The sequence below is a fragment of the Acetobacter pomorum genome, assembly GCF_002738225.1.
Classification (GTDB): domain Bacteria; phylum Pseudomonadota; class Alphaproteobacteria; order Acetobacterales; family Acetobacteraceae; genus Acetobacter; species Acetobacter pomorum.
This window is the reverse complement of sequence record NZ_PEBQ01000057.1, coordinates 1-22,806: the sequence shown is the minus strand read 5'-3', so window position 1 is coordinate 22,806 and position 22,806 is coordinate 1. Positions and strand designations below refer to the sequence as shown.

Genomic DNA, 22,806 nt, shown 5'->3' with positions numbered 1-22,806 from the left:
TCTGAACGAACCTCCTGTTTTTATGTCCGGCAATGCCACATTGGTTATCGCCAGCAATGTGCTTACACGTGGGGCTGTGCCAACAGGGTGCAAGGCCTGACACACAAAGATCACGCCCCTCACATCCATGTGAATATGTAAGGGGCCAACGCGTTCAGGGGGTATCAAGTTCCGTGCGCAGGGGGCGGGTTAAAAGCTGCTCCTGCGCCTGTGGCAGCGTGAGCCTACCTTCCAGAAAAGCGGCAATGCAGGCGGTAATGGGCACATCCACCTTATGCTTGCGGGCCAGCGCCAGCAGGGCATCTGCCGTGGTTACACCCTCCGCCACGCCGGGCAGGGTGGCCAGCGCGGTTTGGGCGGCATTCCCCCGGCCCAATGCCAGCCCCATCTGATAATTGCGTGAGGCCTCACCCGTGCAGGTCAACAGCAGGTCTCCCAGCCCGGCAAGGCCCGCCAGTGTGGCCGGGTGTGCACCCAAAGCCACGCCAAGGCGGGTTATTTCTGCCAACCCACGGGTAATAAGAGCTGCGCGGGCGTTTTCTCCCAACCCTGCGCCAATGGTAATGCCCGCAGCCACGGCAATAACGTTTTTGGCCGCGCCCCCAAGCTGCACGCCGGTTATATCTGCGCTGGCATAAAGGCGCAGGCGTGGGGTGGAAAGCAGATCTACCAGCTTGCGGGCCAGATCCAGCTGGGCCGAGGCAATAACAGATGCCGCAGGTAAATCTTCCGCCACTTCCCGCGCAAAATTGGGGCCGGAAAGCACAGCCCCCGGTGCCTCTGGCCGAAGTCGGCGCAATATATCCAGCGGAAAAGCCAGCGTGCCGCGCTCTATGCCCTTGCAGCACAATATTGTGGGCACACCCACAGGCACCAGCGGTAGAACAGAGGCCATATGCTGGGTGGGAATAACCATAAGCGCGCAGGCCACATCTGCCGGTGGCGGCGCGGAAGAAACGGTAATGGCAGAAGGCAGCACAAAGCCCGGCAGGCGCGGCATGGCGCCAGAGGGCAGGCGTGTAGGGTTGCGCGCCCATAAATAAACCTGCGCCCCGGTGCGGGCGGCGTGCAGAGCCAGCGCAGTACCCCATGCGCCAGCCCCCATAACCAGAATACGATTTTCCATACATCAAGCGGTGCCAGAACCACAAAAGAGGCGCAAGCACGATATAAAGAGGCTGCCCTGTGCTTTTAGGCAGACAGCGCCACGCCAGCGGCGGCGGGCACCATGTGGGCGGGAACTTCTGCCTTTTTCATGTGTTTCAACCGTGCTTCACGCAGAAGGCACACAACACCCTTTACGCAGTTGCCGCACTGGGCTTTGCAGTTGCGCGCCGCATAAATATCACGCGGGTGGGTGGCGCCATCCGCAACTGCGGCTTCAACATCTTTATGGGTAAGACGATTGCAAGAGCAGACAACCATACGCAGCACCTTTGGGGTGGTTGAACGATTCTGTGTAAGACCTGAACACAAATAAGAATGAATCGCAATTATTTTTTGCAAGATGTTCTCATTTATCCGTGTCCTGCCCCTGCATATGGGAACGCGGCGCATGAATATGGTGTGTGATTTTTGCAATCCTCATATCAAATTTACGTATATGCACAAAAAAATAATAAAATTCATTCATTTTAAAAATATAAGGATTTTATCTGCGAAAAGCGTTTATTTTAAAATGTGAGGACATGTGGATAAATATATAACAAGAACATCATGTGTTCTCTTCTTGTTGTGTACAGTCTTTTTTATTTACAGAAATATGGAAGGATTGGGATATCTTCCGTTTGGAGATGAATCTGGCCATTTTTTGGGGGCTGTTGCACTCCACCGGGGGGATAGACTTTACCGGGAATATATAGATGCCCACGGCCCCCTGGTTTTTATGCTTTCGTGGTTGGTGGGCCATGTTGTGGGGTGGTCACAAATCTGGCTGATGCGCCTTGTTTCCACCGCATGTGCGGCCGCAGCCGGGGCGGCAATATTTTTCTCTCCACTGTTTCGGCTGCTCTGGCAGCGTTATCTGGCCTGCGCCATGTGGTTGGGCACAGTGGGCGGCGTATGGGTGGTGCAGGGCCTTAATCTGGATGATTACTGGACAATAGGCGGGGCGCTGGCGGTTATTGCGCTGGCCCTGCTGGCTGTGCCGCTTTTATGTGCCACTCCGGTTTCACGCACGCAGGCGTTTATGGGCGGGTTTGCCTTGGGGTTTCTGCCCTTTGCGGCCTATCCGTTCAGCCTGTTTTCTGTTGCGGTGGCTTTGGCCGTTTTGGGCGTGTTTGTTGCAAAACCTCGGCTATATCAGGTGCCTTTTCTGGGCATGATGGCAGGGGGCCTGTCTGCCGTGGGCCTCATGCTGCTTTGGTTGCTGGTCTATGGTGATATTGGCGGCATGATCGCATTTCATTTTATCGCCAATCAAAAATGGTATGCGCATTATATTCCAATGGATCTTAATCAGTTCTGGCATAGCCTGCGTTTTTCTTTGGCTCCAGATCGTATTGTTCAAACCATAGCTGTTTGCATGCTGGCTGTGGGGGGTGTGTTGCTGCTGGCCTGTGGACGGCACAGGCTGATGGCGCTGGCTGTGCTGGCAGGCATACTCAGCTTGCAGGCGCGGGGGAGTGTGGGGTTCCAGAACGGTTCGTTTCTCATGGCCTCTCTGGCTCTTGGGGCCATGCTTCTGGTTGGGGTGCTGGCATCAAGACCCAAAGAGATGATGTGTGTGGTTGTGGGGTGTGTGGCGTTGGCGGCTTTTGGGGGGCGCTATGCTCTTTCATCACCATTTCAGCAAACTGCGGCGCAAAGGCATGCTGCGGGCTGGCATCGCTTTAGGGAAAACCCCTATGTGGGCTTTTCAGCGCTCATCCATAAATATGCGGCCCCGGATGAGCGTATTCTGGTTTTACCGTATAATCCCGATGTCTATATTTACGCCAACCGTCTTTCCATGAAGAAATATCACGCCTACCTCCCGTGGGAGGCCGATTATGCGGCCCATCCGTGGCATGGATATGCGCGGGATATTTGTGTGGATCTGCCACGGAATGAACCCCCGGTCATTTATTATGATCACTGGGTGGTCTGGGGGTCATATCCGGCAGAAACGTTCATGCCCTGTTTTCTGCAAGTGTTGGCAAAGGACTATACACAGATGCCACATGAACCGTTTGTTTACGTCAGGAACGATCGGCTGGCCGCACACCAGCCATAAAGGTGGCTCTGCTTATCCGTTAGCCGTGCCCGTTGCAGGCCGATCCGCCGGAATGGGGAAAATCCTGTCATACGCCATGTTGAACACAAAAGCGTACAGCAGGTAAAACACGGCAATGGACATGCTGAGTGAAAACGCCGTCAGCACGCTTTCGTGCAGATACCATGCAATGGCGGGCAGCAGCACAATCTGCAATCCGGCTTCAAACAGCAGCGTGTGCACCATGCGCACGCCCACCGTTTTGTGCGTTGTGCCATAAAGCCGCGCCATTATGCGGTCAAACATCACATTATAAAGGTAGTTCCACACCGTGGCGGTGATGGCGCTGCCCACGCCAATGACCCCCATGGAAGATTCGTGCAGCCCAAACAGCGTGCTGCCCCCGGGTATGACAATGGCCAACGCCACAAGTTCAAACAGCAGCACGTGGCGGATACGGTCTGGCGTGCTGCGCATGCCCACGGCGGGCGCATTTGGTGTGGCGGAAGCGGCCGGGGCGGCCTGAACGGAGCTGAGAGTTTGCGTTGACATGCGGCGTAATCTATCGTCATCCCCGGTAAAGAAAAGATAAGAACCATCAGGAAAACAGATGGATGAATGTCTCTCTCGAACAGTTGGAAGCGTTTGTGGCTACGGCGGATGCGGGCTCGTTTTCTGCGGCTGCCCGCCGTTTGGGGCGTGCGCAATCTGCCATCAGCACGCATGTGGCCAATCTGGAGGTGGATCTGGGGCTGGAGCTGTTCCTGCGCACAGGGCGCACACCTGTATTGACACCAGAAGGTGAACGCCTACTGCGCGAGGCCCGCGTGGTGCTGGACAGGCGCGAGCACCTGATAGGTGTGGCCCGATCTTTGGAAGATCAGGTGGAAAACCGGCTGGTTGTGGCCATAGATGAGCTGTACCCCGAACATGCGCTGGGGCCGATATTTGCAGAATTTGCCCAGCACTTTCCCTATGTGGAAATGGAAATCCTGTTTCCGTTGATGGAGGATGTGGGCCAGCTTGTGCAGGAAGGGGCCGCGCATCTGGGGGTTATGTGGCAGCAAACACATATGCCGCCGGATCTGGCGTTTCGCACCATTGGGCGGGTGCCGCTCAAGCTGGTATGCGGGCGCAACCACCCATTGGCGGCATGTGGCCCCGTAGCGTGGGAGGACCTCAAGCGGTATCGGCAGATTATGGTAGCCGCCCGCGGGCAGGAGCGAGAGCGCCAGCACCTGCGCGTGGCGGGTGAGGTTTGGTGGGTGGAAAGCCACTGGGTGATTCTGGAGCTGGTGAAGCACAATATCGGCTGGTCATTTATTTCCGATCATGTTCTCGCGGCCTCTCCCACCGCGCCGGATATTGTGACACCCCCCTTGGCGTTTGATGCCGGAGACAGGCCCGTACCGCTGGCTGTGGTGTGGCATCACAAACGCCCGCAAGGCGCGGCTGCGCGCTGGTTACGGCAACGTTTCTGTGCCCTGGATGCTGTTTTACGGAACACGCCGCACAACGTGTCAGAAGTGCGTGAACAATGATAATGGATTGATATTTCGCAATATATAGCTGTTGTAACAGCGCAACAGCAGGCCCCCGAAGCAGATGTTTTGTCTTGCGGACGAAATGGGAAACGCTATGATACCGAAACATTCCGGTATCGAGAGAAACAGTTCGCATGTCTCTTCAAAAAGTCCGTCCCTCCCTGCTGCGCGCCCTTTTGGGCAGTGCGGCCATTCTGACCATGGGAGGAACCGCCGCCAAGGCAGCGGAACCCGTATTGCAGACCGAGCAGAGTGATGTTGTAACCCTGCCACCTTATTCCCCCCACACCATTTTGGTGGAAGATGCGGTTTACACCCACAACAAGGATGGCCGCGTTTACGTAGTGGATGCCGATAACGGCAAGCTGCTGGGCATGGTGCAGGCCGCCTATAACGGCAACATGGCCCTTACGCCCGATGCCAAGCGCATTTATGTGGCCGAAACCACGTGGGAGCGCGGCAACCGCGGCGCGCGGAATGATCTGCTGGCTGAATATGATGCCAGCACGCTCAAGATCACATCCGATGAAAAATTGCCCGCCCGCGCGCTGGTTACGCCTAAAAAGAACGACTTCGCGCTGAATGCCGATGGCTCTCGCGCCTATGTGTATCAGATGAGCCCCAGCAACGCCGTGGAAGTGGTGGACAACACCGCCCATAAGGTGACGCAGACAGTGGAAATTCCCGGTTGCGCGCTGGTGTATCCTTGGGGCAATTCCGGCTTCTCCTCCCTGTGTGCAGATGGCACGCTGGCCAATGTTAGCCTTGGGGCAGACGGCAAAGTGGGCATGACGCACACAGCCCCGTTCTTTGAACCCGACAAGGACGGTATTTTTGAACAAAGCCCCACTGTTGCGGCAGATGGCACGGCGTACTTCATCAGCTATAGCGGTATGGTGTACCCCACAAAAATGGGGGAAAACAGCACGGTAGAAAAACCGTGGTCCTTGCAGGAAGGTGCGGGGCTGAAGGCAGCGCCCGATTCCTCCAAGCCGTTTGAAGTTACGTGGCGCCCCGGTGGCTGGCAGATTGCAGCCCTGCACAAGGCATCTCACCAGATGTACGTGCTGATGCACAAAGGCACGTTCTGGACACATAAGGATAACGGCACGGAAGTGTGGGTGTATGATACGCAAACCCACAAGCGCATCCGCCGCTATCCGCTTAAAGTGGCCAGCAACCTTGTGGGTGTCACGCAGGATGAACACCCGCTGATGTTCACCGCCAATGAAGATAACGGTGATTTCTTTATTTCCGATGCGCTTACGGGCAAGCCCCTGCACACCATGAAGGCCCTTGGCACATCCCTTATCTTTACGGTTGCGCCGGGTGAAGGATGAGCCTGCTGGCTGAAACAGCCCCGCTGGCCGCCCCGTGCGCAGGGGGCATTGGCACCATGTTTTTGGTGGCTGGTGTTTCCAAACTGCGTGGGCATGATGCGTTTTTAGGCACGCTGGCCTCTTACCGGCTTTTGCCCTCATGGTCATACGAAGCTGTGGCATGGGGTTTGGCCGGGGCAGAGGTTCTGGCTGGTCTGGCGCTGTTTTCCGGCTTTGCCGCCGGGGTTGGCGGTTTGGCTGCTGCGGCCATGCTGGTGGTGTTTGCGCTGGCCATGGGCATAAACGTGGCCCGTGGGCGCACTAGCCTGTCTTGCGGGTGCACACCCGGTGTGGTGTCAGAAACTCTGTCATGGAAGCTGGTCGCCCGCACCGTGTTGTGCGTGCCGCTGGCGCTGGCGCCGTGCTTTGCCTCTGGTGTTTCTGCCTTTGTATGGGGGCAGGGCGTTCTGGCCGGGGTGGCGCTGTATCTGGTGTGGCTGGCACTGGTGGCCCTGCCGCCAGAACGCGTACCCGGATCTGGCGGAGGGCAGGAGGCATGATGCTGTTTCTATACATCTGGCAGGGGCTGCTTACGGTTCTGGCCCTTGGGCTTGCCGTTATGCTGGTGGCCTTGGCCCGCCAGATTGGCGTGCTGCACGAACGCCTTGCACCACTGGGGAATCAGGAAGCCAAGCCTGGGTTGGATGTGGGGCAGATTGTGCCGCGTCTGGTTTTGCATACACTACAGGGCCAGCCTTTTGTGGTGGGGGATACCCTGCCCGCAGGCGCCAAGCAGCTTTTGCTGTTTGTGGCGGCGGAATGCCCGGTGTGTAAGCGCGTTATCCCCATTGCACGGCAGGTGGCTGCCGAACGTGGGCTGGACCTTGTTTTTGTGGGCGATGGCCCCGAACCTGAACTGAAAAGCATGGTGGCTGCCCGCCCGGAAATGCAGGGTATCCCCCTCATAACCGGTGTGGAGCTGGCCCTTGTGCTGCAAATTAACCGTATGCCAGCCATGGTACTGCTTGATGAGCGCGGCACCATTCTGGCCAAAGACCTCGTGAATACCCGGCGTCAGATCGAAGGGCTGCTTGGCAACATGACCGCCACACCCCCACAGGGTCTGACCGATACAGGAGCAATGTCTCATGCTGCCGTCTGAAAACAAGAACTCCGCAGAACAGGGCACCCTGTTTGACCGGTTGACCGAATCTCTCCTCCGCCGTTTTGCGGGCAAAACCTCCCGCCGTGGCGTGGTGGCAAAGCTGGGCGGCGTGGCCGCTGCCGTGCCGCTGTTTCCGCTGCTGCCGGTAAGCCGCGCCAATGCGGCTTCTTCCCCCGCAGCCAAGGCTGTGGCCAAGGCCACAACACCATTTGGCTCCAAAGCGCAGGCCAAGGATGCCAACGCGTGCGATTACTGGCGGTATTGCGCCATTGATGGCAATTTGTGCTCCACCTGTGGTGGGGGCGTACATAGCTGCCCGCCGGGCACAGCGCCTTCCCCCACATCCTGGATTGGCAGCTGCTACAACCCGCAGGATGGCAATTCCTACATGATTGCCTACCGTGATTGCTGTGGCCAGGATTCCTGTAACGAGGTGACCTGCCTGAACACGGATGGAGACCAGCCTTCCTACCGCCCCATGGCCAATAACGACATCATCTGGTGCTTTGGCACGGGCACGTCTGAAATGTACAACTGCTCCACAGCTGCGGTGATCGGGAAAGCCTCCTGATTATGTTGCGTGCTGTTTTCCGCCTTGCCGTGCCTGCTGTTGCAGCGTGTGCAACACTGGTTTTGGCAGGCGGGGTGGCACGCGCGGCAGATGCCGTGCCGGGGGCCACAAGCCTAAACCCCACGCAGGTTGCCTATCTTTCGCACTGCGGGGGGTGCCACGGCATTGCGGGTGTATCTGGCCCCACCTTTGTGCCCACGCTGCGCAATAGTGTTGGCAGCTTTGCCTGTACGGAGGAGGGGCGGAAATATCTGGTGCAGGTGCCGGGTGTTTCCATGTCCCTCATTCGGGATGACCAGCAGCTGGCAGATGTCATGAATTTTGTCATGGTGGATCTGGGCGGCACAAGCACACCGCCAGACTTCAAGCCCTACACGGCGGCAGAAGTGCATGAATGGCGCAAGCATCCGCTTTCCATGCCGGATTTTATGGCCAACCGTGCCCATGTGCTGGAGCGCTCTCTGGCGGCGTGTCATCGCGGCAACAATGGCGCGGCTGCAACAGTAAAGTAACACAGCTAGCCCTGTTCCGCAGGGCGGCTCTCGGCTAGATCACGGCTTTGGTGCCACAACATTATAAAACAGAAGCAAACCCGCCCCCTGCCGCGGCTGTTTGTGGAACATGGGAGTATCAGGGAGCATGCGTTTGCGCCACCGTTTGTCCGCCGGTATGTGTTTTGCCCTGCAACTGGCCGCACTGCCTGCATTTGCGCAGGAAAAAACCACCCCCGGTGATGCTGAGCGCCCCTTGGCGGTGGAAGAAACAGCAGCGGAAAAAAAGCAGGCCCAGCAGGATGAGGTGAACCTGAAAAGCCCTTCCAGTCACTCATGGTTTGATGATGTTGAAGGCCATATTGTGGTGGAGGCCGGTGTTAACGGCAACCCGTGGACCAAAACAGGCCGCAACTGGGCGCAGTCTTACGTAGATAGGGCCAATACTGCCACGCTTAACCAGATTACGGGCACGCTCTCTCACCCGGTAACAGAACTGGGCGATGGCTACGGCCTTGGTTTTGTGTTTGAGGTTCTGTACGGGTCTGATGCCCGCTTTAACCCCACCATTGGCATGGGCGATGGCAACCTGACAGGCATGTATCAGTGGACACCCACACAGGCGCATATTGATGCCCACCTGCCGTGGCTGACCAAGGGCGGGATTGACCTGCAAATTGGCCAGCAATACGGTATTCAGGGTTTTGAAGGCACAGATGCGCTGGAACGGCCCTTTTACTCCTACAACTATTCATCCGATTTTATTGTGCCGTTTGAAACCGTGGGTGTGCTGGCCACATGGCATATGACAGACCACGCAGCCCTTGTTATGGGGGTAAACGCCGGTAACTCCACCACCTTTGGCCATGCCAAAAACAACACACGGCCCAAGGGATATTTTGGCTTTCAGTTTACGGAACTTGCCGGTGGCAAGCTGGATGTTGCTGCTATTGGCTATTTTGGCCCGCAGCAGAGCATCTATGCCATTGGGCGTGAAGCCAACCACGATATGGAATATATCGGAGACCTTCTGGCCTCCTACAAAATTAACGATAAAACCACCGTCACCCTAAACGCTACCTACTTCCATGATGATTATTTGCAGGATGACGTGTACGGCGTAACCGCCTATTTTGCGCATGATTTCAGCGATGAGCTGACGTTTAACGCCCGTGGTGAAATCTTCCGTGATAACAATGGCGGTGTGGTAGGTAACAACACATCCCCCATGTCTTACGTAAACGAACTGCGCGGCAAGAACTATCCGTATGACTACGCCCCCGGTACCACATACGGGGAACTGACAGTGGGGGTGACGTACCGCCCCGGTTTTCTCAAGCTGCCCAAAGGCTCTTTTTCCATCCGCCCGGAAGTGCGGCTTGATAAATCCCTTAACGGCACGCGGCCCTTCAACCGTGTTTCCCCCACGGATGATCCAAACGTGAACTATGCTGATAATGGCATGAACAACATGTTCTGGTTCAGTTGTGATGCCATCTGGGCGTTCTAAAAACCCGTTATCACGCCACGTATAAACTCATGACCAGTATAACAGAGAGGGCCAGCCCGTGCAGAACCTGATATACGCCAATGCTGCCCTTACTGTTGTGCTGCTGGCCGCCTGCATTGTAACGGGCCTGATGCTGCGCCGTATCCGCCGCCTGTTTCAGGAAATTGCGCCCGTGGGTGCGCTTACCAGCGCACGCGGCCCCCAACCGGGAGATGCCTGCCCGCCACAGCCTTTTCATACACTGGCGGGGGGCGTGCAAACGCTGGCAGGGGGTGCCAAGCCACGGCTGGTGCTGTTTGTTTCTGCAACATGCCCCATTTCACGCAAGGTTATTCCCATTGCGCGTAACTTCTGCGGGCGTGAAAATCTGGACCTGCTGCTGGCGGGGGATGATACCCCCACCATTCAGCAACACTTTGCCCAGCAAACCAACACACCGGCCACTGCGTTTATAAATGACCCCGCATTGGGGCGTGCCTTGCAGGTGGATAAACTGCCCGCTGCGTTTCTGTTTGATCAGCATGGCACACTTATTGCCCGCGGGCTGGTGAACAACCGTGAGCATCTGGAAAGCCTGCTGAACGCGTGGGAAAGCGGGTTTGCTACCGTGCAAACCTATATGCAGCACACGCGCCGTGCAAGGCAGGCATGAGCGTAACCCGGTGCAACCTCTCCTTTGGGTAGGCGTTAAAGGTGGCATGTGGCATGGTTTTACATGCAAGCCAGCATATTGCCCTTTAACACCAGATTTTAGGAGAGCACGTTTTGGGTATTCCCGATATTACACTGCACGATGGTCTTACTTTTCCCGTTATCACATTTGGCACGTATAAGCTGAATGGTGTGGCCGGCATGGAAGCAATGGTCAGCGCATTGGATGTCGGGTACCACGCGCTGGATAGCGCCTTTAATTATGAAAACGAGGGCGCAGTGGGCCATGCCGTGCGCAAAAGCGGCAAAAAGCGGGAGGAATTGCGCATTGCCTCCAAATTGCCCGGCCGCCACCATGATTATAACGAGGCCCTGGCCACTATTGAGGAATCCCTCTACCGCGCGCAGCTGGATTATTACGATCTGTATTATATCCACTGGCCCAACCCCAAGGTGGGCAAGTATGTAGAGGCATGGCAGGCGCTGATAGAAGCCAAAAAACGGGGGTATGTACGCTCCATTGCCGTGTGTAACTTCCTGCCCGAGCATCTGGAAAAAATCCAGAAGGAAACAGGGGTTCTGCCATCTATCAATCAGATTGAGCTTTCCCCCTACTTCCCGCAGGATGATATGCGGGCGCTGCACAAAAAACTGAATATTCTTACCCAGTCATGGAGCCCCCTTGGTCGCGCCAACAAGCTGCTGCAAGATCCGCTGATTACAAAAATTGCCCAGCGGCTCAACAAATCCGTGGTGCAGGTTATTCTGCGCTGGCACCATCAGCTGGGCTGCGTGCCTATTCCCAAAGCTGCCAGTAAGGAACATCAGATTGCCAATATGCAGATTTTTGATTTCTCCCTGACAGAGCAGGACATGAAAGACATGGCAACCCTTGCCCGCCCAGATGGCCGCAGCTATGGGCAGGACCCTGCCACGTACGAGGAGTTCTGACCCCACATGGAGGCACTCCGTCTGGCGCAGCTGCAAATTTTCTGCGCCGTGATGGAGGAGGGCTCGGTGGTTGCGGCCTCGCGCCGGATGCACTGCGTGGCCTCCAACGTGACCGCCCGGCTGAAGGAGCTGGAGCAGCTTTTGGGGCAGGAGCTATTTGCGCGGGAAAAAGGGCGGCTTGTGCCCACGCCAGAAGGCCGCCTGTTTTACCATGAAGCGCGGGAGGTTGTGGAAAAAGCCCATAATCTTGCAAGCTTTTTTCAGCCCGATGTGCCACGCGGTATTTTACGCATAGGGGCCTTGGATGTGGCTCTGGCGCATTTTCTGCCCCAATATATGCCAGGTTTTATGGCCACCCACCCGGATGTGGAAATACGCCTGCTGCGCCGCGCCAGCTATACGCTGGAACATATGCTGGAAGATCAGGAACTGGATCTGGCCATAACAGATGGCCCCATTGCGCACCCTTTGCTTGAAAGCCGCTTTGCTTTTACGGAAGAGCTGGTGCTGGTAGCACCCCCCAACATCCAAAATCTGCACGATATCCACTGGCCCGGCGTTACGGTCTTTCTGTTCCATACAGATTGCTTTTACCGCAGCGCGTTTGAACGCTGGATGGCAGAGCAGGAGCTGACACCACGCGCTATTCAAACAGTGGAATCTTACGATGTCATTCGGGCCTGCGTGCGTGATGGTATTGGTATTTCCTGTTTTCCTAAAAGCATTTTTGCACAACAAACTCCCCATGATGTGCGCGTGCTGGCAGCACCGGGGCTACGTGCGGCCCCTGTTTACTGTGTCTGGCGGCGCAATGGCGCAAAGCCTTTGCTGCACAGGTTTGTAAATACCATCTGCCCGGCAGAAGCGTACTGATCCATTCACTTTTTGTGAATGTTTTACTGATATATCATTACTTTTAATGAGTATATGCGGAAGGCATACTGCACACAGATTTTTCAAAAAAAGGAGAACACCTCATGGCTGATATCAAACAGCAGGATCTGTTCATCAATAATGAATGGGTAAAACCCACATCTGGCAATTACACACCTATTAAAAGTCCCGCTACGGGGGAAGAAGTTGGCCAGGCCGCAGAAGGCAACGCGCAGGATGTGGAAAAAGCCGTGGCCGCCGCCAAAGCCGCCTTTAAGGGCTGGGGCAGTAAACCCGCCAGCCAGCGGGCCGATTATCTTTACGCGCTTAAAAACCTTGTAGAGCGGGACAAGGAACGTCTGGCCACCATTATTACATCGGAAATGGGCAAACCCATCAAGGAAGCCCGCGCCGAGGTAGATTTTGCCGCTGGCCTGCTGCGCTTTGCTGCAGAAAATGCCCGCAGGCTTCAGGGGGAAATCATTCCCGGTGAGCGTGAGGGTGAAAAAATCCTGATAGACCGCGTGCCGCACGGTGTGGTGGGGGCCATTGCCGCATGGAACTTCCCGCTGGCACTGTGCGCACGTAAAATTGCGCCAGCACTGGCTGCGGGCAACACCATTGTTCTCAAACCTGCTGATGGCACCCCGCTTTCTGGCCTTGCACTGGCAGAACTGGTGCAGGAAGCCGGTATTCCTGCCGGTGTGGTGAATGTGGTAACAGGCAGCGGCCAGGGCGTGGGCGTGCCACTGGTGGCACATAAGGATACCCCGCTGATTACCATGACAGGATCTACCCCTGCGGGTAAGAAAATCATGGCAGCAGCAGCCGAACATCTTAAGGAAGTGCGGCTGGAGCTAGGTGGCAAAGCGCCTTTTATTGTCATGGAAGATGCGGATATTCCCGCAGCAGTGGAAGCCGCCGTTACGGCACGCTTCTTCAACGGCGGGCAGGTGTGCACCGCCAATGAGCGCACTTACGTGCATGAAGATGTGTATGACCGCTTTACCACGGCGCTGAAGGACCGCATCGCCAGCCTGAAGGTGGGGGACCCGATGGATGATGCCACAGATATGGGCCCCAAGGTGAACGCAACCGAACTGGAAAAAGTGGATGGCATTGTGCAAAAAGCCATATCACAGGGTGCAAAGCTGGAACTGGGTGGCAAACGCCTAACGGGTGGCGCCTTTGATAAAGGCACCTTCTACGCCCCCACATTGCTAACAGACATTACCCCGGATATGGACATTGTGCAGGACGAGGTGTTTGGCCCCGTGCTCTCGCTTATCAAGGTGAAAGACTTTGATGAGGCCCTAACCCGCGCCAATGATAGCCGCTATGGGCTTTCTGCCTATCTGTTCACCAATGATCTCTCCCGCATCCTGCGTATGGGCCGGGAACTGGACTTTGGAGAAATTTACGTCAACCGTGGATCGGGGGAAGAACCGCAGGGCTTCCACCACGGATACCGAGAAAGCGGATTGGGTGGTGAGGATGGCCAGCACGGGCTGGAAGCCTATGTGCGCACCAAAACCATTTATCTGAACGCGTAATATCCAAACTCTGCCACGCAATAGACTTTAAGCGTGGCGGATACAAAAAAACCGTGCCAGGGCAGAGTGCTCCCGGCACGGTTTTTGTTTTTCAGAAAAAGTTAGTCCCGCTCTTTTACAGTCTGTTCAACCTGTTTTTCCAGATCATGCGGTTGGGCCGTGGTAAAGTGCGTCATGACAAACGCGGCAATGTCTGCCAGATCACGGTTGCTAAGCCCGCCACCAGTAAAATGCGGCATAATCTGCACGCCTGTTGCGGTTTGCAGGCCCGTACCATTTACCAAAACCTGTATCAGGTTACGGCCATTATCCGCACCCAATGAGCGCCCACCCGCAATGCTGGCAAAGCTGCTTTGCCGCCCTGTGCCATCGGGCAGATGGCAGCCCGCGCAGGCCGAGGCATAAAGCCGCGCACCCCGGCTGTTTTGTGGCAGGCTGGCATCTCCATTGGCCACGTTGCGGAAGGTTACGGAATCCTGCGGTGTGCTCACAGGTTTTGTGCTGCGTAGATACGTCACCATAGCCTGAATATCCGCCGGTGTAAGGTAGCGCAGGCTGTGGCCTATAACATCTGCCATATCGCCAGATGCTGTGCCGTGGCCATCTGCATGGCCGGTGGAGAGATATTGCGCCAGTTCGGCCTCTGTCCACCCGCCAATGCCGCTTTTGGGATCGGACGAGATATTGTAAATACGCCAGCCATTTAACGTATTTCCGCCAAATGCTTTGCTGCTTGAAAGCCCAAAGGTGAGTGTACGCGGGCTGTGGCAATCCGCACAGTGGCCGGGGCCTTCTACAAGCCAGCGGCCGCGGTTCCATTGGGCGGATTTGCTAGTATCATCCGGGTAGGCAGAAGTCGGGCCGTTTATAATGTTCCAGAAAATCATCAGACTGCGTATGGAAAAAGGAAAACGCAGGTTGTTTTTGGGCGCCGCGCTGGCCGATGTGGGCAAGGTGGCCAGATAGGCCCGAATATCGCGCACATCCTGATCACTCAGGCGGGAATAGGCAGGGTAGGGCATGGCAGGGTAAAGATGCTTGCCACCGGGGGAAACCCCTTGTTTTACAGCGGCAACAAACTCCGCATCGCTCCACGCGCCCACGCCGTGCTGCTTATCTGCCGTAATGTTGGTGGAATACACAACACCCATGCCCGGTATTTTGAACGCCCGCCCGCCAGCATAGGGCATGCCGCCCGGTGCAGTGTGGCAGACCTCGCAATCCGATGCATGGGTGAGGTACTGGCCGCGTTCCACCGGTGTGTTGCCGGGTGTGCCTTCCTCCGCAGCACTGGCATGGGCTGCATGTGTGGGCAGGCACAATGTGGCCAGCAGCAGGGCCGTTAAGGTGACTGTGCCAGAAAGGGAAACACGTTTTGCGGGTAGGAAAGAAAAAGCGTGTGTCATGGTCTTACTCTTTCCCTTCCGTGTTGCGGGCAGAAAGCAGGGGCAGGCTGCGGTAACGCCGCCCCTGTGCCGCCGCCATGGCGTTGGCCAGCAGCGGGGCTGCGGCAGCGGTGCCAACCTCACCAATGCCGCCGGGGTCCTCCTTGCTGGGCATCACCACCACATCAATGCGGCGTGGGGCCTCGTTCATGCGCATTACGCGCCATGTATTGAAGTTTTGCTGTTGCACACGCCCATTTTCCAGCGTGATCTCGTTATACAGGGCGGCGGAAAAACCAAAAATCAGGCCGCCCTCTATTTGCGCCACTACCTGGTCCGGGTTGACCACCTGCCCGCAATCCACGGCTGCCGTCACGCGGTGGATAATTACTTCATCCGGGCTGGGCATTTCAATTTCTGCAATGCTGGCCATGTAAGATCCAAACGCAAACTGCAAGGCCATGCCACGCGCCCGGCCTTTGGGCACAGGTGTGGCCCAGCCTGCATCTGCTGCGGCACGTTCCAGCACCGCCAGCGCGCGCGGGTTGTTCTGCACCATGGCGCGCCGATAGGCTACCGGGTCTGCCCCCGCGCGGGCGGCTAGTTCATCTATAAACCCTTCCACCACAAACAGGCCGCGCGTGCCACCCACGCCACGCCACCATGCGGTGGTGATGCCGGGGGCCTCGCGCCGGGCAAACTCCAGCCGATACGCGGGATAGGTATAGGGGGTGACCACCGTGGCAAGGGAGAGGTCTTCATCATACCCATCCTTTGTCAGTTCTGGCGGGTCCCACCGCGCTACCACGGCCGGGCCGACAATGCGATGTTGCAGCGCGGTGATATACCCTTTGTCATCCAGCGCGGCGGTGAGTTTATCAACATAGGCCGGGCGATACCTGTCCTTCGTAATATCTTCTTCCCGGCTCCAGACAATTTTCAGCGGGTAGGGCACTTGTTTTGCAAACTGCACGCACTGGGTTACGTATTCGTGCTCCAGCCTGCGGCCAAAACCGCCGCCAATATACTGGCTGTGCACCGTAATCTTGCTGGCGGGCAGGCCGGTTATTTCGGCTGCGGTATCTCGCGCGCGTTCGGCCACCTGTGTGCCTGCCCATACATCACACCCATCTGGCCGCACATGGGCGGTGCAGTTTATGGGCTCCATGGGGGAATGGGCCAGCAGGGGCTGCTGATAGGTGGCTGTGTAGGTTGCACCGGCTTTGCCAATCACCCCCGGCGCATCTGCTTTGGCGTTGGCCACAATGGCCGGGCCGTTTAGCCCTGCGTGCAGATCATCATAAATGGTCTGGGTGGTAATGGCCGCGTTTTTTCCAAAATTCCATTGTATATGCAGAGCTTTCAGGCCCTTGCGTGCGGCCCAGTAATGCTCTGCCACCACGCATACGGTATCTTTATTATCCGTTACCAGCACAGCGTGTACGCCATTTACGGCCAAGGCGGCGTTGCGGTTCATGCTGCGCAGGGTGCCACCCTGCACGGGGCAGGCGGCCACGGTGCCAATTTTCATGCCCGGCACCTGCACATCCATGCCAAAGCGGGCGGTGCCATCCACCTTGATCTGGCTATCCAGCCGATGATGCTTACGGCCAACCAGCGTGTAATTGGCGGCATCTTTCAGTTTTGGCTCTTTGGGCACAGGCAGCGTGGCGGCTTCTGCGGCAACATCACCAAATGGCACAGTGCGGCCAGTGGGCGTATGCACCACGGCCCCGTTTGCGGTTGTGCAGCTTTCTGGCGCAACGCCCCAGCGTGTGGCGGCCGCTTGCACCAGCATGGCGCGGGCAGCCGCACCGGCTTGGCGCAACGGCAACCACTCTGTCATGATAGAGGTAGAACCGCCGGTAATTTCCGCCCCGCCACCGGGGGGCGCGGCCTCTATCTGCACGGCAAACGGGTCTATCCCCAGTTCTTCCGCCATGAGCATCACGGATGATGTGTAAATACCTTGCCCCATCTCGATATTTGGCAAAATGAGGGTGACGGTATTATCTGCGGCAATACGAATAAACGCATTGGGTGCAAAGGGGGTGGTAACATCTTCCACCAACACGCCGGTGCCTGCTTGCGTGGCTTGTGCCGCCCGCCCGCGTGCTGTGGGCCAAAGTGTTGCCAGCAATAATGCACCACCCGCTTGCAGCATGCGCCTGCGGCCGGTTTTTAACTGTGCGGCGGATGAGGGGGAATGAGTGCTCATGCCAGTTCTCCCGCTGCGTGGTGAATGGCTGCGCGAATACGCATATACGTGCCACACCGGCACATATTGCCAGACATGGCGCTGTCTATCTGTTCATCCGTGGGGTTGGGGGTGGTGCGTAGCAGGGCCACGGCAGCCATAACCTGCCCCGGCTGGCAGTATCCGCACTGCACCACATCCAGCGCCACCCACGCAGATTTTACAGCTTGCACAACCGGGTCTGCGCTTTCCAGCCCCTCTGGCGTGGTAATGGCGCGCGTGCCCACCAGCCCAACGGGCAGGTTGCACGCACGCACGGCCTTGCCATCTACATACACGGTGCAGGCCCCGCACTGGGCAATGCCGCAGCCAAACTTGGCGGCGTTCAGGCCCAATATATCGCGCAACACCCAGAGCAACGGCGTATCGGCATCAACGTCCACGCTGTGCGGCTGGCCGTTTATCATAAGGGTTGGCATGGGGGGCTCCTGCTGGTGGTTTTTGGTGTACGAAAAACCAGCCTAACACTTTCGGAACAGAAACGGAATCTTATTGAATATATATACAGAAATACAGACAGATCTCTTTAATCCGTCTGGCCCTTGCGCCAGTGCAACAGAGCTTGTGCGTGGCGGACAATCTCGCCCACAGGCAGGGGTAGGCTGGCGGGTGTGTAGTGGTCCTTATGCGCCACGCCGGTTTCTATCTTGTCTGCCCAATACGGCAAACTACCCTGAATACACATGGCCAGAAAACACGGGTTAAGATGGTGGCTGGGCACCAGTTCGTACACCAGTGTGCCGGGCTGGCACCAGGCCACATTGGCAAGCCCCGCGCCCAAAAAGCCCACCACCATATCGGCTTGGGCAAACAATTCTATCTGCTGGGCCACGGGCAGGCGTTCGGGCTGCACACGGGCAAAGCCGTGTAAGGTCAGGGCCTCGGCCAACTCGGCCTCGTTAGGTATGCGGCGGTTTGTGGCCTCACCGCGTTCCAAAAACAGGTAGCGCCCGCGTTTGGCGGTAGGGCTGGCCGCCTGACGCAACGCGGCATAGGCTGTACGAGATGTTGCAGATGCCGTAAAATCCGTTTTGCCGCGCACAAAATCTGTATACACCACGCGGGGGAAGGCGTAGCGCGTACCGGGCTGTGTGATCAGCCGCCGTTCGGGCGCAAGCCCTGCAAGGGTTACAAACTGCTCCTGCCACGCGGTAAGGGGGGGCAGCAAAAACACATCGTTCTGCCCGGCATGTTTGAGAAAATAGTAAAGGGCCGGAACCGTGTGTGCCACCCAGTGGTAGTAATTGGTGTTCCAGTGGTCAAACCCGGCCCATGCGGTGCAATGATGTTGCTCCACCGGTGTGCTGGTGGGGGCTGCGTGCCAGCGTTTGAGCGCATCTGGCCCTTGGGTATAAACCGTATCATGCAAAGGGTGGCCTTCCCACGCAAACAGGGCCAGTGCGGGGTCAAACACTGCGGGGCCAAAACTGTAGCGGTAGATGGGCGGGGTATCTGTGTGCCAGTCTGTCAGCAGGCTGTGGGTGCCATCGGGCATGGTGCCGCCAAAGGCAAAGGTGCCACCCATGCGGGGTGAGGTTTCAATCAGCCCCCGGCGGCCAGCAGCCTGAAAAACACACGGAAAGGCAGAAACAGAAACGGACATGGCAGGGGGCTTTAGCGTTTTGCAAGGGTGTGCCAAGTATAGGGGTGGGGCTTGGGTTCAGGCAATAGGGCGGAACTTTGGCGCGCACAATATGCAAGGTAGAGCGGATGCAAGACGGTTCCTATAACGAAGTGCCAGTTATCAGAACACCGGTTTTTAAAACCCCAGCGGATGATCTGGCCTACTGGCAGGCCAACCCGGATGTGGCCGCGTGTGGGCTTTCTGCCCCCCAGCATTATGCCCAGTATGGCCAGCACGAAGGGCGGATGCAGGCTGCCAATCAGGATCTGGTGGCCGCCATGCGGGAACGCAAGCTGGAGCGCATTGCCTTCCGCCAGAACCCCGTAACACCACGCACCTATGGCCAGCCCGCCAATTACATGACAGACGCCATAAGGCAGGAGTTTCATATTCCGCCTTTTCCGCCCATTTCGGCCCATAATTACGGCGGCTATATTGCGGGCCTGCAAAAAGAACACCCGGATTGGATGTTTCTGGATGTGGGGGCCGGGCTGCGTGATACCGTAACCGAGCAGATGGTGAATGTGGATGTATTTCCCGCCCTGAGCACCGATGTGGTGTGCGTGGGTGAAAATCTGCCTTTTGCCGATGCCCAGTTTGATTTTGTGCTGTGTGCCGCCACGCTGGAACATACCAAGCGCCCGTGGGAGGTTGCGGCCGAAATCTGCCGTGTGCTGAAACCCGGCGGCATTGTGCGCATAGATTACCCGTTCTTGCAGCCTGTGCACGGTTATCCATCACACTACTTTAACGCCACGCCTGAAGGAAATATCAGCCTTTTTGAAAAATGGTGTGATATCCAGTACTGCATTGTGGAAGACCACTTCCACCCCATTCATGCCCTGCGCTGGATGATGGAGGATTGGAAAAACGGCCTGCCAGATGATGCCAAAGCCCAGTTTGGCAACATGCGGGTGGATGACTTTTTATCTTCCGCTATCCCGGACATGATGCAGCAACCCTTTTGCACGGAACTAAGCCCGGAAACCAAAAAGGTGATTTGCGCAGGCTCTACGCTGGAAGGAGTAAAAAAGCAGGGTCCGCAGTTTTATGGCAGCCTGCGGGAAGAACATCTGGCGCAGGAAGTTGCGCAGGCCCGGCGGGATGTAGAAATCATGCGGGCATCTTCATCATGGAAGGTGACGGCTCCGTTACGCAAGGCTCTTGGCGGTCTGCGCAAAAAGAGCTGAAGGCCAGGTTAATGGAAAAAAACCGGGAAAAAAAACATCCATAAACCGGTAAGCAGCACGATGCTGACAATCAGCCACGGCAACCCAATGCTAATAAGCGGCCCAAACCGCGTGGGTTTTTCTGGCGGCAACCCAGCCGCCTGATTTACCTGCGCAACGCGGGCATCAATATCCGCGTCTATCGGGTCTTCCTCTGTCCAGTCTACTTCCGGCGTGGGGGTAGGGGCATCTGTCATGAGTGATCCTTGTGGTGATGCAAAAGTCATCACAAAAGGGCACATGTGCGGTCTGTTTGGCAAGAATAACCCGCATTTTGCGTGTGTGCAGCCTTAGCGTTTCTGCCCCGTTTCACGCAGCAAAAAGGTAAGTGCGCCTGCCAGCACAATACCTGCCAGCCCAAAGCTGAAGGCTTCTGTAAAATCAGCGCCGTTAAGCGGGCGCCCATGCCCTAGATGTTGCAAGAAAATGGCAAATAGTGGGGAAACCACAGCACTTATAACAAACACCAGAAAATTGATGGCCCCTGTGGCGCTGCCTTTTACGTTATCGGCGTTCACTTCCTTGATAATGGTGTAGGGGATCATGGCCGCGCCGGATGAAAAGCCCAGCAGCAAAGCCAGCACATAAGGCGGAAAGGTGTTGCCCGGCAGGTAGATAATGGCGGCAACCGTAAATGCCATAACAATAATGCCACCCAGCAATACGGGTTTTCTGCGCCCGATCTTGTCTGTTAAATAACCAAGGGCAGGGCAGCCAAACATCCACCCTACAGGCACCATAGCGGCTCGCAAAACGGCCTCGTGGTACCCAATGTGCCAGCTTTGGGTTAAAAACGTAATGCCCCATGTCATGCTGCCTACGGTGGTGGGTAAAAACAGCAGGCCCGCACACAGGCCGCACAGATAAGATTGCGGGTTGCTCAGCACGCTTTTATACGGCGCAAACATGGAGCCAGAGGGCGCAGCCGCACGGGGTGCCGTAACGCTTTTATCCTGCGGGGTGAGCACAAATAGAAAAGCGGCTATCAGCGCCACAAGCAGGCCGGTATCAATCCAGTAAAAATGCCAGTTGATAACACCATGAATGAGCCATGCCACGGTGGATTGCCCCATGGCCCCGCCCAGCATGCCCGCGCATTGGGTAACCCCCACCGCCGTGGCCAGATATTTTTTGGGAAAACCCCGCGCGGCCAGATACACAGCGCCCACAAAAGCAAAAGCCGAGCCCGCACCTTGCATCAGGCGGCCAAGGCTTGCCATCCATTCATCCCCCCAGCCAAACAGGCAGGTGCCCACGGCCAGCACAAGTGCCCCAAACGAGATGGTATATTTGGCCCCCCAGCGATCCACCGCCGCGCCGGAAATAATGGAGCAGAAGGAATAGGTGTAATAATACAGCCCCAGTAAAGACCCCAGGCCAACCGTTGTAAGCCCAAAGGCGGAAACAAGTTCGCTCACCATGACACTGGGGGCGGAGCGTGTGGAGTATTGCAGAAGATAAAAGATTAGGCACAAAAACCAGGCAATAATATAGGGTGTTGGGCTGGAAGTTGTGGAGGTGCTGGATTGAGGTTTTGTGCTGTGAATATTGGCAGGCATATTTTGTCTTCCACAATCTTTACGGCATAAATAAAAGATATTATGAAAATTTATATATAAATTCTCATGTTTTATGCTGTGGCATCATGCATCTGGTCTGGCGTTATTTATGGGCAGGAGGCAATTCAATTTCCGGAGATAGTTCTGCCTTAACAGTGCACGTGTGCGGATGCAAATTGCGGCCAAATAAAAATAGGCCCTACCCCGAAAGGTAGAGCCTACGGTAACACAACTTAATAAAAAGAAACGCTTAGGCAGAACGTGCTGCCATTTCTTTCTTTTGCTGGTCATTGACCAGATAAGGGCCTGCTGCACGAATATTCATGGAAAGAATGCCCATTGTGCCAGCTGGCAGATGTGCACCCAAAGGCAACACGGCGTTGCCGTTTGTCCATGCATAATCTGTTGCCTTGGAGGCATGCCAACCTTCCGGTTTTTCAGCCTGAAGATGTGCCGTGATGTTGTAAGGCTGTGTGGCGCAAAGCAGGCGCACATCTGCCACCGCAACACCCATATAACGGCGGTCATCCACAAACGGGCCGATCACATCTGCCGGGCGGCTGGCGCGGGAGACAATGCGCACAGACTGAGTGCCCGGCGGCAGCATGAAGCTGTATTTCTGCCCATTCTGCCGCATGGGGCGAATGGTTGCCCCTGTTTCTGTAACAAGGTGCAGATCGGGGTTGCTGGTTGTTTCAACCGTTTCTTCAGGCAGACGGCAGCCCAGAACACTGTTTTCGCGCCCTTCCAGAGCGTGGAACAGCGGTTCAACAAAGGCACGTGCAACTTCCAGTGGCGCGCCTGCATTATTGGCCCAGGTTTTAACAGTGCCACCTATGCGCACAACCTTGCCTTTCTGCTGGAAGGCAGAACGGTTGCCTGTATCCAGATAGCTTTCTGTCAGCATGCCATCTGCGGTGATAACGGAATG

22 protein-coding genes and 1 pseudogene are annotated in these 22,806 nt (G+C 56.5%); 13 read left to right on the top strand and 10 right to left on the bottom strand.

The window, feature by feature from the left end; translation table 11 throughout:
- Window positions 1–154: 154 nt before the first annotated feature.
- Both CSR02_RS03900 and CSR02_RS03895 read right to left on the bottom strand, forming a co-directional pair.
- Entirely contained in the window at window positions 155–1,126 is a 972-nt protein-coding gene (locus CSR02_RS03900) for an NAD(P)H-dependent glycerol-3-phosphate dehydrogenase (protein ID WP_042786995.1), read from the bottom strand.
- A 65-nt stretch (window positions 1,127–1,191) separates the two neighbouring features.
- Window positions 1,192–1,425 (bottom strand): (2Fe-2S)-binding protein, encoded by a 234-nt coding sequence (locus CSR02_RS03895; RefSeq protein ID WP_042787173.1) that lies wholly within the window; start codon window positions 1,423–1,425, stop codon window positions 1,192–1,194.
- Between the two features lie 337 nt (window positions 1,426–1,762).
- Here CSR02_RS03895 and CSR02_RS03890 point away from each other — a divergent pair, with 337 nt between their 5' ends.
- Window positions 1,763–3,214, top strand: coding sequence for a hypothetical protein (locus CSR02_RS03890; protein WP_099540638.1), 1,452 nt, complete (start codon window positions 1,763–1,765; stop codon window positions 3,212–3,214).
- 12 nt (window positions 3,215–3,226) lie between these two features.
- On the opposite strand, the gene CSR02_RS03885 is transcribed toward CSR02_RS03890, so the two are convergent.
- Window positions 3,227–3,745: a PACE efflux transporter gene (locus CSR02_RS03885; RefSeq protein WP_095045821.1), complete on the bottom strand. Its 519-nt coding sequence runs from the start codon at window positions 3,743–3,745 to the stop codon at window positions 3,227–3,229.
- Window positions 3,746–3,807: 62 nt separating this feature from the next.
- Here CSR02_RS03885 and CSR02_RS03880 point away from each other — a divergent pair, with 62 nt between their 5' ends.
- The 11 genes from CSR02_RS03880 (at window position 3,808) to aldA (ending at window position 13,821) form a co-directional block, all read left to right on the top strand.
- Window positions 3,808–4,734: a LysR family transcriptional regulator gene (locus CSR02_RS03880; RefSeq protein ID WP_099540637.1), complete on the top strand. Its 927-nt coding sequence runs from the start codon at window positions 3,808–3,810 to the stop codon at window positions 4,732–4,734.
- Window positions 4,735–4,871: 137 nt separating this feature from the next.
- Entirely contained in the window at window positions 4,872–6,077 is a 1,206-nt protein-coding gene (locus CSR02_RS03875; RefSeq protein WP_099540636.1) for an amine dehydrogenase large subunit, read from the top strand.
- Complete coding sequence (locus tag CSR02_RS03870; protein ID WP_099540635.1) at window positions 6,074–6,616, top strand: MauE/DoxX family redox-associated membrane protein; 543 nt, start codon at window positions 6,074–6,076, stop codon at window positions 6,614–6,616. Before CSR02_RS03875 ends, CSR02_RS03870 begins: the two co-directional genes overlap by 4 nt.
- Window positions 6,616–7,218 (top strand): redoxin family protein, encoded by a 603-nt coding sequence (locus CSR02_RS03865; protein ID WP_183172598.1) that lies wholly within the window; start codon window positions 6,616–6,618, stop codon window positions 7,216–7,218. The genes CSR02_RS03870 and CSR02_RS03865 overlap by 1 nt, the downstream gene beginning before the upstream one ends.
- Window positions 7,205–7,792, top strand: a complete 588-nt coding sequence (gene mauA, locus CSR02_RS03860; protein ID WP_099540633.1) for a methylamine dehydrogenase (amicyanin) small subunit — start codon at window positions 7,205–7,207, stop codon at window positions 7,790–7,792. The genes CSR02_RS03865 and mauA overlap by 14 nt, the downstream gene beginning before the upstream one ends.
- 2 nt (window positions 7,793–7,794) lie before the next feature.
- Window positions 7,795–8,304: a c-type cytochrome gene (locus tag CSR02_RS03855; RefSeq protein WP_099540632.1), complete on the top strand. Its 510-nt coding sequence runs from the start codon at window positions 7,795–7,797 to the stop codon at window positions 8,302–8,304.
- Between the two features lie 109 nt (window positions 8,305–8,413).
- Window positions 8,414–9,793, top strand: a complete 1,380-nt coding sequence (locus tag CSR02_RS03850; RefSeq protein WP_183172582.1) for an outer membrane beta-barrel protein — start codon at window positions 8,414–8,416, stop codon at window positions 9,791–9,793.
- Between the two features lie 58 nt (window positions 9,794–9,851).
- On the top strand, window positions 9,852–10,445 hold the full coding sequence (locus CSR02_RS03845; RefSeq protein WP_099540631.1) for a thioredoxin domain-containing protein: 594 nt from the start codon (window positions 9,852–9,854) through the stop codon (window positions 10,443–10,445).
- 113 nt (window positions 10,446–10,558) lie between these two features.
- Complete coding sequence (locus CSR02_RS03840) at window positions 10,559–11,395, top strand: aldo/keto reductase (RefSeq protein ID WP_042786983.1); 837 nt, start codon at window positions 10,559–10,561, stop codon at window positions 11,393–11,395.
- Window positions 11,396–11,401: 6 nt separating this feature from the next.
- Window positions 11,402–12,268 (top strand): LysR family transcriptional regulator, encoded by an 867-nt coding sequence (locus CSR02_RS03835; RefSeq protein ID WP_099540630.1) that lies wholly within the window; start codon window positions 11,402–11,404, stop codon window positions 12,266–12,268.
- Between the two features lie 104 nt (window positions 12,269–12,372).
- Window positions 12,373–13,821 carry an aldehyde dehydrogenase gene (gene aldA, locus CSR02_RS03830; RefSeq protein WP_099540629.1) on the top strand — a complete coding sequence of 483 codons (1,449 nt, stop codon included), beginning with the start codon at window positions 12,373–12,375 and terminating at the stop codon, window positions 13,819–13,821.
- Between the two features lie 101 nt (window positions 13,822–13,922).
- Here aldA and CSR02_RS03825 read toward each other — a convergent pair whose 3' ends face one another.
- The 4 genes from CSR02_RS03825 to CSR02_RS03810 form a co-directional block, all read right to left on the bottom strand.
- Window positions 13,923–15,227: a c-type cytochrome gene (locus CSR02_RS03825; RefSeq protein ID WP_099540628.1), complete on the bottom strand. Its 1,305-nt coding sequence runs from the start codon at window positions 15,225–15,227 to the stop codon at window positions 13,923–13,925.
- Between the two features lie 4 nt (window positions 15,228–15,231).
- Window positions 15,232–17,424, bottom strand: coding sequence for a xanthine dehydrogenase family protein molybdopterin-binding subunit (locus tag CSR02_RS03820; protein WP_099540627.1), 2,193 nt, complete (start codon window positions 17,422–17,424; stop codon window positions 15,232–15,234).
- A complete protein-coding gene (locus CSR02_RS03815; protein WP_099540626.1) occupies window positions 17,421–17,882 on the bottom strand; it encodes a (2Fe-2S)-binding protein in 462 nt (153 codons plus the stop codon). Before CSR02_RS03815 ends, CSR02_RS03820 begins: the two co-directional genes overlap by 4 nt.
- A 107-nt stretch (window positions 17,883–17,989) precedes the next feature.
- Window positions 17,990–19,066 (bottom strand): glycosyltransferase family 61 protein, encoded by a 1,077-nt coding sequence (locus CSR02_RS03810; protein WP_099540625.1) that lies wholly within the window; start codon window positions 19,064–19,066, stop codon window positions 17,990–17,992.
- Between the two features lie 107 nt (window positions 19,067–19,173).
- On the opposite strand from CSR02_RS03810, the gene CSR02_RS03805 reads away from it, so the two are divergent.
- Window positions 19,174–20,277 (top strand): class I SAM-dependent methyltransferase, encoded by a 1,104-nt coding sequence (locus CSR02_RS03805; protein ID WP_099540624.1) that lies wholly within the window; start codon window positions 19,174–19,176, stop codon window positions 20,275–20,277.
- A gap of 8 nt (window positions 20,278–20,285) precedes the next feature.
- Here the strand turns inward: CSR02_RS03805 and CSR02_RS03800 are convergent, their stop codons facing one another.
- The 3 genes and pseudogenes from CSR02_RS03800 to CSR02_RS03790 all read right to left on the bottom strand — a co-directional run.
- Window positions 20,286–20,513, bottom strand: coding sequence for a hypothetical protein (locus tag CSR02_RS03800; RefSeq protein ID WP_042786975.1), 228 nt, complete (start codon window positions 20,511–20,513; stop codon window positions 20,286–20,288).
- A 93-nt stretch (window positions 20,514–20,606) separates the two neighbouring features.
- A complete protein-coding gene (locus CSR02_RS03795; protein ID WP_099540623.1) occupies window positions 20,607–21,875 on the bottom strand; it encodes an MFS transporter in 1,269 nt (422 codons plus the stop codon).
- Window positions 21,876–22,125: 250 nt separating this feature from the next.
- Window positions 22,126–22,806: pseudogene (locus tag CSR02_RS03790) on the bottom strand (Hint domain-containing protein); the annotation flags it as partial.

Coding starts and splice junctions, on each gene's coding strand:
- CSR02_RS03835 (WP_099540630.1), top strand. CDS start 11,402: ATGGAGGCACTCCGTCTGGCGCAGCTGCAAATTTTCTGCGCCGTGATG.
- CSR02_RS03855 (WP_099540632.1), top strand. CDS start 7,795: ATGTTGCGTGCTGTTTTCCGCCTTGCCGTGCCTGCTGTTGCAGCGTGT.
- CSR02_RS03825 (WP_099540628.1), bottom strand. CDS start 15,227: ATGACACACGCTTTTTCTTTCCTACCCGCAAAACGTGTTTCCCTTTCT.
- aldA (WP_099540629.1), top strand. CDS start 12,373: ATGGCTGATATCAAACAGCAGGATCTGTTCATCAATAATGAATGGGTA.
- CSR02_RS03870 (WP_099540635.1), top strand. CDS start 6,074: ATGAGCCTGCTGGCTGAAACAGCCCCGCTGGCCGCCCCGTGCGCAGGG.
- CSR02_RS03880 (WP_099540637.1), top strand. CDS start 3,808: ATGAATGTCTCTCTCGAACAGTTGGAAGCGTTTGTGGCTACGGCGGAT.
- CSR02_RS03865 (WP_183172598.1), top strand. CDS start 6,616: ATGCTGTTTCTATACATCTGGCAGGGGCTGCTTACGGTTCTGGCCCTT.
- CSR02_RS03810 (WP_099540625.1), bottom strand. CDS start 19,066: ATGTCCGTTTCTGTTTCTGCCTTTCCGTGTGTTTTTCAGGCTGCTGGC.
- CSR02_RS03850 (WP_183172582.1), top strand. CDS start 8,414: ATGGGAGTATCAGGGAGCATGCGTTTGCGCCACCGTTTGTCCGCCGGT.
- mauA (WP_099540633.1), top strand. CDS start 7,205: ATGCTGCCGTCTGAAAACAAGAACTCCGCAGAACAGGGCACCCTGTTT.
- CSR02_RS03805 (WP_099540624.1), top strand. CDS start 19,174: ATGCAAGACGGTTCCTATAACGAAGTGCCAGTTATCAGAACACCGGTT.
- CSR02_RS03820 (WP_099540627.1), bottom strand. CDS start 17,424: ATGAGCACTCATTCCCCCTCATCCGCCGCACAGTTAAAAACCGGCCGC.
- CSR02_RS03795 (WP_099540623.1), bottom strand. CDS start 21,875: ATGCCTGCCAATATTCACAGCACAAAACCTCAATCCAGCACCTCCACA.
- CSR02_RS03890 (WP_099540638.1), top strand. CDS start 1,763: ATGGAAGGATTGGGATATCTTCCGTTTGGAGATGAATCTGGCCATTTT.
- CSR02_RS03800 (WP_042786975.1), bottom strand. CDS start 20,513: ATGACAGATGCCCCTACCCCCACGCCGGAAGTAGACTGGACAGAGGAA.
- CSR02_RS03895 (WP_042787173.1), bottom strand. CDS start 1,425: ATGGTTGTCTGCTCTTGCAATCGTCTTACCCATAAAGATGTTGAAGCC.
- CSR02_RS03900 (WP_042786995.1), bottom strand. CDS start 1,126: ATGGAAAATCGTATTCTGGTTATGGGGGCTGGCGCATGGGGTACTGCG.
- CSR02_RS03885 (WP_095045821.1), bottom strand. CDS start 3,745: ATGTCAACGCAAACTCTCAGCTCCGTTCAGGCCGCCCCGGCCGCTTCC.
- CSR02_RS03815 (WP_099540626.1), bottom strand. CDS start 17,882: ATGCCAACCCTTATGATAAACGGCCAGCCGCACAGCGTGGACGTTGAT.
- CSR02_RS03875 (WP_099540636.1), top strand. CDS start 4,872: ATGTCTCTTCAAAAAGTCCGTCCCTCCCTGCTGCGCGCCCTTTTGGGC.